This is a genomic window from candidate division WOR-3 bacterium (assembly GCA_039801365.1).
Classification (GTDB): Bacteria; Hydrothermota; Tepidihabitantia; order Tepidihabitantales; family Tepidihabitantaceae; genus JBDRUN01.
Genome location: JBDRUN010000077.1, coordinates 1 through 13,807 on the forward strand (window position 1 = coordinate 1; position 13,807 = coordinate 13,807).

The 13,807-nt window shown below is 59.0% G+C and carries 7 protein-coding genes; 3 read left to right on the top strand and 4 right to left on the bottom strand.

The genetic code is table 11. The features are described from left to right. From ABIL25_09010 to mfd, 3 genes are all read left to right on the top strand, one after another. On the top strand, window positions 1-4,372 hold a 4,372-nt coding region (locus ABIL25_09010; protein MEO0082414.1), incomplete at its 5' end, for a hypothetical protein. A gap of 289 nt (window positions 4,373-4,661) precedes the next feature. After that, entirely contained in the window at window positions 4,662-6,155 is a 1,494-nt protein-coding gene (locus ABIL25_09015; protein MEO0082415.1) for a PorV/PorQ family protein, read from the top strand. A 293-nt stretch (window positions 6,156-6,448) separates the two neighbouring features. Further along, complete coding sequence (mfd, locus tag ABIL25_09020; protein ID MEO0082416.1) at window positions 6,449-9,418, top strand: transcription-repair coupling factor; 2,970 nt, start codon at window positions 6,449-6,451, stop codon at window positions 9,416-9,418. A 21-nt stretch (window positions 9,419-9,439) separates the two neighbouring features. On the opposite strand, the gene tsaE is transcribed toward mfd, so the two are convergent. The 4 genes from tsaE to ABIL25_09040 form a co-directional block, all read right to left on the bottom strand. After that, the gene (tsaE, locus tag ABIL25_09025; GenBank protein MEO0082417.1) at window positions 9,440-9,901 is read right to left on the bottom strand and encodes a tRNA (adenosine(37)-N6)-threonylcarbamoyltransferase complex ATPase subunit type 1 TsaE; all 462 of its coding nucleotides are present in this window, start codon (window positions 9,899-9,901) and stop codon (window positions 9,440-9,442) included. 66 nt (window positions 9,902-9,967) lie between these two features. Next, window positions 9,968-11,164: an acetyl-CoA C-acetyltransferase gene (locus tag ABIL25_09030; GenBank protein MEO0082418.1), complete on the bottom strand. Its 1,197-nt coding sequence runs from the start codon at window positions 11,162-11,164 to the stop codon at window positions 9,968-9,970. Beyond that, window positions 11,164-11,949 carry an enoyl-CoA hydratase-related protein gene (locus ABIL25_09035; protein MEO0082419.1) on the bottom strand — a complete coding sequence of 262 codons (786 nt, stop codon included), beginning with the start codon at window positions 11,947-11,949 and terminating at the stop codon, window positions 11,164-11,166. The genes ABIL25_09030 and ABIL25_09035 overlap by 1 nt, the downstream gene beginning before the upstream one ends. 211 nt (window positions 11,950-12,160) lie before the next feature. Further along, a complete protein-coding gene (locus ABIL25_09040) occupies window positions 12,161-13,591 on the bottom strand; it encodes a hypothetical protein (protein ID MEO0082420.1) in 1,431 nt (476 codons plus the stop codon). Window positions 13,592-13,807: the final 216 nt, after the last annotated feature.

A 13,807-nucleotide genomic window follows, 5' to 3' on the forward strand; every position in this document is an offset into this window, starting at 1 on the left:
TCAGACCGACACCTTCACTTTTGATACCTGGAGTGCAGAAGCAGTCGGTACATTCCCGGTCCGCTGCTCGACCCTGCTTGCCATGGACCAGCACCCAGAGAACGACACCATCGCTAACAATGTCACCGTCATCCGGCGTATTGATGCCGCCGCCATCAGTATCAAGATGCCAGCCGGTACAATTGACTCCGGCGTCGTGGTCGTACCTAGTGCCAGAGTTGCCAACCTTGGTACGAGCGAGGCGATGATACCGGTTGCGATGCAAATCGGCACTGACTACTCGGATACAACCGAGGTGTTTCTGGCACCGAGCGAGAGCACTACTGTGTTCTTCCTGGCTTGGACTGCTTCGCCACTCGGAACGTTTGGAGTCCGGTGCTCCACGATGCTCGACCGTGACGAGCGGCCGCAAAACGATACCGTCAGTGCGGAAGTCATGGTAGTAGCTAGACTCGATGCTGGTGTCACCGCTATCATTGCTCCGGTTGGGCCGATTGACTCTGGCTCGATTGTAAAGCCCGTGGTCCGTGTCATCAACAACTCTACTGGACCCCAGGATGTTCCGGTGAAGTTGCAGATCGGGACTTTCTATACCGATGTGAGGTCGAAGCACATCGCGTCTGGTACTCAAGATACGGTACAATTCGCGGACTGGCTCGCAATTGAGGTTGGTACACACGCCGTGCGCTGTTCGACCATGCTTGCTGGTGACGAACTCTCGGCAAACGACACCATGAGCACTTTGACGACCGTACGGGTCTGGACCGACGTCGAGGCACAGAGGTTAGTTGCACCAACTGGCTTCGTGGATTCCGGTTCCGTCATCATCCCCCGGGCTGTCGTACGCAACAACAGTACCCACACCCAGCTCTTTCCTGCGTACATGTCCATTGGTGTCGGGTATCGCGAGTCAACCTTGGTCTTGCTTGAACCCGACTCCAGTACGACTCTCATGTTCCCAGGCTGGGCCGCTGACACGCTGGGTTCGTTCCCAGTGTGCTGCTCGGTGGCACTCGTCGGGGACCTTGATCCGTCGAACGACACGGTTCGAGGCCAAGCTACCGTTGTAGCTAGACACGACGTCGGCTGCTGCGCAATCGTGGCGCCGACCGGAACTGTTGATTCCGGCACGGTTGTGACGCCGTGTGCTGTGGTTGCGAACTACGGAGCTACGCAGGAGTTGGTGCCGGTCCTGATGACGATCGGCCCGGATTATGCTGACAGCCGTACGGTCGTGGTCAGTCCAGCAGAATCCGTCTTTGTCGAGTTCAATGACTGGTCTGCCGGCCCTGCCGGCATACTTGCAGTCCGCTGCTCTACGGCGTTGGCGACCGACACGGCGACCGCCAACGACCTCGCCGTTGACTCAGTCCTGGTACTGACACACCCAGATGCAGCAGTCACCGACCTCTACTGTCCGCTCGGCTTGGTTGATTCTGGTACCGTGCTTACGCCGCTCTGCCGAATTTGTAACTACGGCCCTTCCGCTGCTGTCATCCCAGTCATTATGCGCATCGGCGAAGGTTACGAGGAAACGCGCATTAAGTATCTAGAGCCGGCCAGTAAGGATACGGTCCGATTCCCGGGTTGGATCGCCCTGCCAGTCGGGGAGCTGACGGTGCAGTGTTCGACCGCACTTACCAGAGACGAGCGGCCGGAGAATGACTTCAAGACCGGGTCGGTGAGAGTCCGGTCTTTTCGCGACGCCGCGGCCGTCCAGGTCCTGGCTCCTATCGGACAGGTGGACACAGGCGCAACCCCTTTTCCGGTCGCGGTTGTTGCGAACTACGGAACCTCGCCTGAGTCTATCGTGGTGAGGATGAGAATCACACCAGACTATGACTCGACGGTGTGCGTTGCGGTGGAGCCTGGCGAGGCCGATACCGTGTTTTTCCCGAAATGGACTGCAGCTATCACCGGGGTTCATGCGGTCCGCTGTTCGACTGCACTCCTTGGTGACTGTCAGGATGCTAATGACTTTTTCGACGCTTCGGTGACCGTCATTGCGAGACACGATGCCGCTGCCTTGGAGATTCTCTGCCCGAAGGAAGTTGTAGATTCAGGGATGACCGTGAACCCGGTGGCTCGTATTGTCAATCTCTCTTCCAGTCGGACCGAGGTGCCGGTGCTATTCCGAATCGGTGCCGACTACCTGCGCTCGCGGCGCAAGGTCCTGGACCCGGGTAAGGCCGATACCGTTACGTTTCGCGAATGGTGTGCACACCCGCATGGCTACGTCGCCGTCACCTGTTCGGTTGCGCTTGCTGGTGACGAGTATGCCAAGAACAACGCTATCCACGAGTCGGTGTACGTCCATCATCAGCTTGACGCCGCGGTTCTTGAAATCATTGTTCCATCCGGTGCGGTTGACTCCGGCCATCTCGTCACGCCCAAAGCGCGCATCGCTAACTATGGCCCGAATCCAATCGAGATTCCCGTAGAGATGCGCATCGGTGACTTCTACTCATCGAATCGAACTAAGCTGATTCCATCCCGCGGAACCGACACAGTTCACTTCGAACTGTGGATTGCGGACCAAATCGGCTACCACGTGGTTCGGTGTACAACCCGGCTTGAGCAGGATGAGAATCCGGGAAATGATTGGAGAGATGGGGCGGTTGAAGTGCAGTGGCGGGACGCCGCAACGGTCTCAATCATCTCACCCGGTGCGTTTGTGTCGGTGGGCGACACCTGCATCCCGAAGGCCAGGGTACACAATCTGGGTACGGTAGTTGAGCGGATTCCGGTCGTGTTCCGTATTGGTCCGCTTTATGCCAGCCTGGCGTTCGCTGATTCCCTTGTGCCGGGTGGCTGGGCCGACCTTGAATTTGTACCGTGGGTCGTTGAGCCAGGCGAGAAAATGCTCAGTTGCTCGACTGCACTGCATACTGATATGTGGCCGGCAAACGACAAGCTCCGGGCAACGGTATTCGGCGTGTGCCGGATGGTTGTGCTAGAACCCGATTCGGCCTGCAGTGCAGCACCGGGCAGCACGGTTGATTACTTTCTTACCTGCATGAATAGAGGAAACTCGGCCGATACGATTGACATAACCAGCCGAGGCACGAGGGCTGGCTGGGTCGTGCAGTTTTTCGACTCCACCGGGAGTGTTCCGCTGACAGACCATAACGCAAACTCGCTTCCGGACCTGGGTCACTTGGCCGCGGACGATTCGGTCCGGTTCGTCTGCCGGGTCACGGTATTGATGACCGAGCTAGGCAGAGTCACGGATTCGACTGAAGTGCGTGCTACTTCGGGCAGTAACCGTACGGCGTGGGACGACGTCCGGCTCATGACCACAGTTCGCCCGCGGCTCGACATTTGCATCGCGCCGGACCAAGAGGGCGAAGCCCAGCCTGGCCGCACTGTCACCTATCAGTTGACAGTCACCAACCTGGGCAACGTCGAGGACTACGCGGACCTTGTACTGGGCGCGCCGAAGAGCAGATGGAATCACGGGCTGACCGACTTAGAAGGCAAGCAGCTTGCTGACCGTAACCAAAACGGCCGGCCCGATGTTGGGCCGTTGGCGCCGCTGGGCGGAAGTGGGGAGATTTCGCTGCTTGTGACGCCAGACCCATACATTCAGCTTGGCGAGCGCGATACGGCGACCGTCGTCGCAGTGTCCTTTGGAGACTCAGCCATCCAGGACCGTGTGACGGCAGTCACACTCGTTACAGGTGGCATTACCGGGCTTGTCGTCGAACCGGATCAGAATGTGTCACTAGGACTCGCCGATACCGTTACTCTTCGACTATGGGTACAAACCTTCGGTAACATCCGCTCGTGCGTGAACCTCAGTGCGCGGTCAATCGCCCGCGGCTGGCGTACGGCGTTCTTCGACGCTGAAGGAATGAACCTTCTGCGAGACACCGACTTCGACAGTCTCCCCGACCTGCCGCGAGTCGCGCCACTGGCGAAGACTGAGTTCGCATTGCGTGTCTATCCACCTGGTGACCGCGACATTGCTGGGTATCCGGACTCGCTGCTCTGCAGTCGGGTTATCGTCTCTGCATCGCTCTCTGGACAACCAGCGGTCAGGGATACCGCATTGATAGTCGTTACCGCGGTTCCGGAACTGAATGTCCACGCCTACCCGAACCCGTTCTACGACCGGGCCAAGGTGTTCTTCGGTACCCCCGAGCCAGGTATTGTGCACCTGCGGGTATACAACCGAGTGGGCGAGTGTGTCCGGCAGCTTGTTACGGGAGAGGACTATGATGCGGGAATTCACGTCATCGAATGGGACGGGACGAACGCAAGCGGCCGGCATCTGGCACCAGGAGTGTACATTTGCCTGCTTGAGTTGTGGCCTCGGCAGAGTCTGGCCACTCGCGCCGCGTACCGGGTGATTATCGAACCTGAGAGATGAGTAATCAGACTGGCCACGAATATGCTGCTGACAACCGGCCCCGATTTCGTGTCGAGTTGATGCGACCATTTAGCGTATCGCTGCCAAGTCTTAGACAATTCCTGAAGGTACGCTTGGTGGCGAGCTTGGGGCATTGGGTCTCCGACTTACGATGGCCGGAAACTTGCCGGGCGTCTGACGCCCAGGATCCAGGGCAACTTCGGAAGCTTCGTTCGGGACAAGAGCAAGCTCGGGACGAGGTTTCAGGGAGAAGGCCGCTGGTGATGGCACACAAGGGGAGGGACAGGAAATGGCAGGGAACCTGCTGCTACTCACTTTCCTAATATCATTCGGACCGGGCGAAGTCGGTACGACCGCTCTACCGCTGCTTAAAGTGGCGGTAGGTCCTCGTGCCAGTGCGATGGGGGAGACATATGTCGGACTCGTTCCGGACGTCAGCGCTCTGTTCTGGAACCCGGCAGGGCTTGGGCATTTTAGCGCCGCCCAGCTTGGGCTATCGCACCACGAGTGGTTCCTCGACACCCGGGACGAGAATCTTGCGACCTGTCTGCCGCTCGGACCAGGCTCCTTGGGCGCCGGGCTGGTCTATTCAGGCATTGAAGACCTCGAGACTTGGGACCCGGAGAACAACCGGGGGGACTCGGTGTCACTACGCAGCGGCTACGCCCTGATCGGGTACGGTGTGACCGTTGCTCGTCGCTTCAGTCTCGGTCTGACAGTCAAGGGGCTCTATGACAGACTCAGCCGGACAACCGGGCTCGGTGTTGCGGCCGACCTCGGCGCGCTCTACCAGTTGACGCATCGGCTGCGCGTCGGGTTCTCCGGCCGGAACCTCGGTTCGGAGATGCGGTACGGGTCGCAGGAATATCCGCTGCCAACCTCGATTCGGGTTGGTGCGAGTTACTCGGCACCACGCTTCTGTCTGCTGCTTGACGCAGATGCACCGATTGATAACTATCCGAGCCTCCATTTCGGCGGCGAGTATGAACTCAACCGTCTTTTTGCTCTGCGGGGCGGTGTCCGGCTCGGTCCGCAGGACTGGCAGAGCCTATCTTGGACTTCGTTCTTCACCGCCGGTGCCGGAGTCAACATTGACCGTCTGCATCTAGACTACGCGCTGGTGCCGTACGGTCCACTCGGACTTACTCATCGGTTGGGCATACGCTTCGACTTCGAGCCAAGGCAGTTCGGCCGGGTTCGGATTCGTACTCGTGAGTTCGCTTCGGGTCGGCCGCTTCGCGCCCGGTTCGAGCTGTCGGGGGTACAGCAGGGCGAATCACAGACTGACGAGGATGGAAACTTTGTTCTCTCCGGAGTTGAGACTGGCTGGCTGCGTATCAAGGCCAGCGCGGAGGAACACAGCCCGGCAGCGGACTCAGTATTCGTTGAACCGAGAGGCACGCATGACGTCAGTCTTGCGTTGCGGAAGGCCGGATTCGGCTCGCTGTGGGGTGCGGTCTATGAAGCTAACACCCGGCGCATTCTTCGGGCACGGGTTAGTTATCAGGGTCCGGTCGCTGGCAGTATCGAGACCAGCGACACTACCGGAACTTTCACGTTGCGCAGGCTGCCGGCCGGCGATTATGAGTTCAGTGTCTGTGCGCTCGACGGGTGCCACAAGACCGAGTCAGCGACCATTACTATTGAGCCTTTCTGTCTCAGTTCATACTCCTTCTTTCTCGAACGCGGGCCAGCCCCGACCGCGTCCGACTCGGCCGCGGCCGGGCAAGGGACGATGGTTCCAGACAGCTCGGCTGTCGCGCCCATTGATACTCTGGAGTAAGTGTCACCAGAAAGCAGGTGAACTGCTAACGTACGAAGGTCATTCTCAGAGAACATCAATGAAAGACTCGGGAATGATGATATCCTGCTTGACATTCGAAGTTGACGGCATATCATCACGCGTAGCAACAAAGGAGGTCTGATGGCTTGCAAGAAGAAGGCCGTAAAAAAGGCCGCGAAGAAAAAGAAGAAGTAGCCTGAGGGCATGCTTCGTGAGAGGGGCCGCAAGCCCCTCTCTATTTTCTGCGTGCAGCCCGCAGTTGAACCGGCCCGATTATTCCCTAGCATGGAACAGTGCGGCCTGAGCCACAGGCACTCGCGAGGCTGTTCTCAGCCGGGCCGACGTTCGACCGGCTGGTCTCGAGCCTCGAAGGCCGTGCGTCAGTCAGTGTTACCGGAGTTGTCAACGCCGCGCGCGCACTGTTCGGTGCGGAACTTGCCGCCCGTCTGCGTCGGCCTGTAGTCCTTGTTCTTTCTGACCCAAATGAAACTGGCCCGGTCGCACTTGACGGTCGCACACTTGGCAACGTCCCGGCTTCGGTCCTCAGTCCGGCAGACCTCACGGTAGTGGAGGATGAACCTGAACTATTTGTTACCGACAGCTACTGCCTTGAGTCGCCGGCGCCCGAGCCGGTTGCTGTCCAGCGGCAGACGCTTGTTCTGAGTACTGGCCTTGTCAGTTCGCCGGCCAACTTGGTCGAGTGGCTCGATGACGCCGGTTACGAGCGAGTCAATCTTGTCACGGAACCAGGTGAGTACGCGCTCCGTGGCGGCATCGTTGACGTCTTTCCTGAAGGTGCTGAGGCGCCGATACGGTGCGAATTCCTAAACGACGTGATTGCTTCCTTGCGGACTTTTGATGCGCTATCCCAACGTTCGGTCGGACAGATTGCGAGCACCTCGGTTATCACGCGGCACCCGCCTGAGCCATCCGGCCGCACCCTTGTCGAGTTACTTCCGCCTTCGTGGGTCATAATTAGCGAAACTCCGATACGTGCCATTACTCCACGTGTCATCTTGACCGCTGACCAGGGTGCCGATTTCGACTTCGATTGTCTGCCGGCACCGAGCTATTGTGGTAACTTCGGACTGCTGCGCACGGAAATTGTGAGTTCAGGCCGGCGCTACTTCATTGCCTGTAGCACGAAGAAGCGCTGTGCCCGCGTGGCGCGGGTTCTAATGTCTGGCTCGGATGCAAATCGTTTTGGGGCCTCGGCGGTCACCAGTCCGGTTTTCATTGCCGGACCGACGAGTGCGGGATTCGCTAACCAGCGTTCGGGCTACGTAATGCTGACCGAACGCGAACTCTTCGGCGTGCCACTCCGTCAGGTAGTGCGGCATCGGTTCAAGGGCGTGCCGATTGATAACCTCGTGGCACTGAGGCCTGGTGACTATGTCGTCCACATCAACCACGGGATTGGCCGGTTCGAGGGGGTGCGTCGTCTCAGTCATGGTGGAGTCGAGAAGGACTACCTTGAGCTGCGCTATCGCGGTAACGACCGCGTGTACGTACCGATCGAGAATCTGGGAATGCTCGACCGCTACATCGGTAGCGCCAGGCCCGTCGAGCTTGACCGTATTGGTGGCCGTTCCTGGCTACTGGCTAAGGCCCGGGCCGCACGGGCCAGCGCCGAGTACGCCGCAGAGTTGTTAGAGCTTGCGGCTCAACGCAGTTTGATAGCGGGCACTGCCTTCCCACCCGATTCAGACTGGCAGGCTCAGCTTGAGGCATCCTTTCCCTACACTGAAACACCCGATCAGCTTGCGGCGCTCGCTGCGGTGAAGACGGACATGGAGCGGCCACGACCGATGGAGCGGTTGGTCGCGGGTGACGTCGGCTATGGCAAGACCGAAATTGCTCTGCGGGCGGCACTGAAAGCTGTGGCCGGTTTGAAGCAGGTTGCAGTGCTAGTTCCGACTACCATCCTATGCTATCAGCACTACGTCCTATTCCGACAGAGGCTTGATTTCTTCCCGGTCAGGGTCGAGATGCTTTCGCGATTTGTTGCGCCAGCACGGCGACGTCAGATAATCGCAGATATTGAGGCCGGCAAGGTGGATATCGTTATCGGCACTCATTTCCTGCTCAGTTCCGCGGTGCGTTTCCGCGACCTTGGGCTTCTGGTCGTAGACGAAGAACAGAAGTTCGGTGTGCGGCAGAAGGAGGGGATCAAGCGGCTCAAGGCCTCGGTGGATGTCCTGACTCTGACCGCAACGCCGGTTCCGCGAACACTCTACCTTGCGCTTATTGGTCTACGCGACATTTCGACGATCAACACGCCGCCTCCGGGACGACGGGAGGTGCTCACTGAAGTTGCGTCCTGGAGCGATGACCTCGTTGTCCGCTACGTTGAGCGCGAAGTGAACCGCGGCGGGCAGGTGTTCTTCGTGCACAATCGCATTGCGTCGCTACCGGCCATTGTCCGGCGGCTCGAGCGACTGTTTCCGGACCTTGACATCTGCGTCGCACATGGCCAGATGCCGGAGCGTGAGCTTGCGGGAATCTATCTTGACTTTGCCGCGGGCAGGCATCAGATGCTAGTGTCCACCGCGATCATCGAATCTGGGCTTGACTTGCCGAATGTGAATACCATCATCGTGGACCGGGCCGACCAGTTCGGGCTTGCCGACCTGCACCAGCTTCGCGGTCGGGTTGGCCGATCAGGACGTCAGGCCTATGCTTTGTTTGTCGTACCGGGAAGTGGGGAACTGACTGATGAAGCCCGCAAGAGACTGTCCGTACTAATGGCTTACTCCCGACTCGGTTCTGGGTTCCTGCTCGCCTTGCGTGATTTGGAACTCCGGGGTGCAGGTGACATTTTGGGAACTCGCCAGCACGGTCATGTAGCTAGGGTCGGACTGAACCTCTATGCCCAGATGCTCAGGGAGGCGGCTGCGCGGCTCAAAGGCGAGACAGTCACGGCTGAGCCTGAACTGTCGCTTGACGTTGGTGCTTTCATCCCTGAGGCGTATGTGCCTGGCAGTTATGAGCGGGTTGCTCTGTACCGCCGGCTCTTGGGTGCAGCGGACGAGACTGAGCTTGAGGACCTCAGTGCCGAGCTTGAGGACCGGTTCGGGCAGTGTCCGGCTGCGGTCCTGAACCTACTCAAGATTGCCCGTGTAAGAATCTTGGCACGCCGGCTCGGCCTGCTTCGGGTCGAACTGCGGTCCGGTCAGGCCTTGCTCGTCGGGCCGGGCCGGACCGTGAATTTCCCAGCTACGCTGGACACTCTCTTGGCACGGCTGCAGACCGGGACTTTCTGAGCTGCTGACAAGTTGGGTCTGCTATAGGGTTTGAGGTTGTTCTGGCCAAGTCACTTCAATCTTGCGGCCTCTGCCCTCCAGTGACAGCCGTACCCGAATCGTACGCTGCGGCAGGTGTGGTTCAGCTCGCTCTGCCCACTCTATCAGACAGATGCCGCCAGCCTGAAGATAGTGTTCGAAGTCGACGCCGGCAAGTGCACTATCAGCCTCGCGGTCATCCGCTATCCGGTAGAGGTCAATGTGATACACTGGTAGCCGTCCGCGATACTGGGTCACGATTACGAAGGAAGGACTCTTGACCGTCTCAGTCACACCCAGTCCTTCTGCCACGCCTTTTATCATCGTGGTTTTGCCCGCACCAAGCTCGCCATAGAAGGCGACTACGTCGTCAGGCACAAGGTTCTGTGCCAACTCACGGCCCAGGGCGACTGTGGCTGCCGGGTCTGGAGCGTGATAGGCGCTGCTTTGGAGCCTTGTGACCACTGGACTTCGATACGGTGATTACGACTTCATTGCAGCAGTGCAGAAGTCTGTAATGACCAGCCGTCGCTACATCAGTTCGATGCTCAGTGCCGTCGCTTCACCACCGCCGAGGCAGATTGCGGCAAGTCCCTTGGACAGGCCTCGGTCGCGCAGCGCGTGGATGAGCGACACGACAATCCGGCACCCGGACGCACCAATCGGGTGACCAAGTGAGATGCCACCGCCGCAGACGTTCACTTTGTTCCAGTCCCAGCCGAGTTCTTTGCCATCAGCCAGTACCTGGGATGCGAACGCTTCGTTTAGCTCAATGAGGTCAAAGTAGTCAATCTTGACACCCTGGATAGCAAGCAGTGTCTGTACTGCTTTGATTGGCGCGAAAAACAGCATCTTTGGCTCGACGCTGCCGGTAGCGTATGCGACGATGCGGGCGATGGGCTTCAGACCCTTCTGCTTCGCATACGATTCGGTCGCCACGACCACTGCGGCTGCGCCGTCGTTGATGGATGATGCGTTGCCCGCGGTGACGGTGCCGTCCTTGGTGAAGACCGGCTTGAGAGCGGCCAGTTTCTCATAGGTGGTGTCGGCCCTTGGGCCTTCATCGGTGTCAACCACGACTGGTTCGCCTTTGCGTTGCGGAATCGAAACCGGCGCAATCTCAGCCTTGAACTTACCGGCCTTGATTGCGGTGACCGCGTTCGCGTGGCTCCGGGCTGCCCAGCGGTCCTGTTCCTCGCGGGTGATGCCTGCTTTCTGGGCGGTGAAGTCGCCCAATGCGCCCATATGGACATCGCCGAAGAAGTCCCAGATGCCGTCGTAGATCATGCCGTCCTGTAGCTTGGTATCACCCATCTTGTTGCCGTTGCGCAACGTCTTCAAGTAGTATGGCACATTCGACATTGACTCCTGCCCGCCAGCGACAATGAGCTTGGCATCGCCGGCCTTGAGCATCTGACATGCCAGATTGATAGAAATCATGCCTGAACCACACACTTTGTTCACGGTCAACGCCGGGATTTCGGGCGCGAGACCGGCTAGGATTGCGGCCTGGCGGGCCGGTGCCTGGCCGATACCGGCCGGGCACACGTTGCCCATGATGACGCCCTCCACCTCAGCCGAATTTACCCCGGCGCGTTCGATTGCGGCCTTGATTGCCACGGCGCCTAGGTCCGGCGCGCGCAGAGATGCAAGCCCGCCCAGGAAACGGCCAATCGCAGTCCGTGCCGCACTTAGAATCACAGTGTCCTTTGCTCTGCCGATTGTCATTACGACTCCTTTCTTGCTTTCCAGTCAGCCTTCCGTTTTTCCAGAAACGCCCTTGTTCCTTCGCGTGCTTCGGGCGTGGCGAAGCACAGCCCGAATGCTTCGATTTCGTACGCGCAGCCTGTACCGAGATCGGTATCCAACCCGCGGTTGATGCAACTCTTGGCTAGCCTGACTGCAGTCGGACCGCGGTCTGCAATCTTCCCGGCCATGTCGGTTACGGTCTGGATGAGCTTGTCCGAGGCCACGACTTTGTTCGCCAGCCCGATGCGCAGAGCCTCGGTTGCGTCAATTACGTCACCGGTAAAGATGAGTTCCTTTGCGATTCCGGGACCAACGAGCCGGGCGAGCCGCTGGGTGCCGCCGAAGCCGGGAATAAGGCCGAGCCCGACTTCCGGCTGGCCGATTTTCACGCCTTCGGCCAAGACCCGGATGTCACATGCCAGCGCAATTTCGCACCCTCCGCCGAGCGCAAAACCGTTGACGGCAGCAATTACCGGTTTCTCAATCGTGGCTATCCTTGCCAGCGCCCGGTGTCCGTTCTGTGCGAAAGTCCGCGCCTGCATTGAGTCGAACCCAGACATCTCGGCGATATCCGCACCAGCCACAAACGCTCTGCCCTCGCCGGTTGCGACTATCACGAGGACATCATGCTGCGCGGCAAACCAGTCGAATGCGCGCTCAATCTCCAGCACCATTTCGGTATTGAGCGCGTTCACCGGCGGCCGGTTGAAACGTACCCAGCCGATACGGTTGGCCTTGTTGACAATGAGATACTTGAAATCCACAGGACCTCCTGACTCAGTTCAAATCGGAATGTCCATACTAGGGGAAAATACGGTCGGGTCAAGCAACGCAGATGTCCCAGGGCCGGAATCCTAGGCAGTCCCAGAGGCTGCAAACCTGAGACACAGATTGCCTTTTGCTACTTCCCATCCGAGGGAGATGGTCGTGGCGAAGGTCTTGGCGGCAGGGTGCTTGACTCCCGGCACGTGGTGTTCAGTAGTGCACGCTGATAACTTTCTGCTCCGCGCCGTCAGCAGTCCGTGCGAAGTAGACGCCGGGTTGGACCGTAACTAGGTTTGCGCCGGGCACGAGTACCGCCGCTTTTCTACCGCTTGCATCATACAGCGCAGTCCGTTGCCTGCTCTGCAGTAGTCCCCCGCTGCGAAAGACACTGGGCCTGATAAGCAGGGGATTGCGCGAGCTGGCTGCCTTGCCGGCTGCGAGGCCGGTCTGAATCCGGTTGGTCTTGTACTGTATCTCTTCCTCGCCGAATCGCTGATCCCAGAAGACCAGGTGCACAAAACCTTCCGGGTCAATAACCAGCGGTGCCGCACCGGTATTGACGTAATTGAAGGTGAGCTGGGTCGTGTCCCAGACTTGGCCCAGCGGGTCGTAGTGCTTGTAGGCGAGGCACCAGCCGATTGTGTAACCGACATGGGTCATGTGTCGTTCGCCGGTGGCGTGGTTGACTGCGACCTTGGGCATCGGGCTACCGGACCATGAATAGAACCGGGTCGGTGCTTGCCATTGCCGGGTCGCCCTGGTCCAGACGCGGTAGTGGATTCGACCTTCAGGTTGTCCACCCGAGTACGCCAGGTGCAGGTTGTCGGCAGAATCGGTCGCGATGCTAGGCTGGGTGCAGGCGTACCCGTGGTTCGTGACCAGCTCGGGCACCGACCATGTGTCGCCTTGAGAATATCGGTGCCAGAGCTGGTTCGTGCCGTCACGGTTGTCCTGCCAGACGATGTGAACCCAGCCGTCTCGGGTCGAAACGACGGCATAGTATCCATTTGGCCTCGCCTCGCCAGTCACGACCGCAACCCGGTCGCTCCACCCCGTGCCTTTGTTGTAGCGATACCATATCTCGGCCGGGTTTGATCGTTCTTTCTGCCAGAATACGAACACGGAGTCGCTGGCAACTGCCGTCTGAGGGTAGGCCGCGAACCCAAGTGAGTCGTCAACGGTCAACCATTCCTCATCGTCCCAGTTTCCAGTCAGGCCATCTCGGCGCCGGTACCCAAGATCGTAGTACGCATAGGGCACGCCGTACCAGCGGAGGAAACACAGGTGGACGCTGTTGTCAGGACCGACCGCGATGCCGGGTGAGTTGTGCGCAGTGTCGAGATTGCCTACTGCGAATATTTCACTCCAGCCTGAAGAATCCCGGCACCGGTAATGGATTTCGTCCGAGCCTCGCAGTCGGCGGTTGTCCTTCCAAGCGGCGTGAAGCCGGCCGCGGGTATCAATTGTCAGTACCGGGTCGCGCGACTCCTTGCCATCATTGAGGCTCAGGAGCGTGTCAGCACTCCAGCCCGGCGGCGAATCAGATACGGCCTGCTGACGACCTGTGATTCCGAAATCAACGTTGCCGTCTGGCCCGACGTTTGGAATGGTTGCAAGAACCAGGACTAAGAACAGGGTCATAATATCCTCCTCTGGTGTGCCGCGATGCAGTCACGTGGTCTCCGGCGGTCCTTTCACATGACTATCATAACACCGGCCGCTGCATCGGGTCAAGCCGGGCGCCTGGCTCAGGTAGTATCCTTATTTGTGTGTAACTTGGCTGGAAAAAGGGTCGGGCAGGGTGTATCCTTCTGGCCCGACCGAGTATGATTGTAAAGCTATCAAACCATGGAGGAT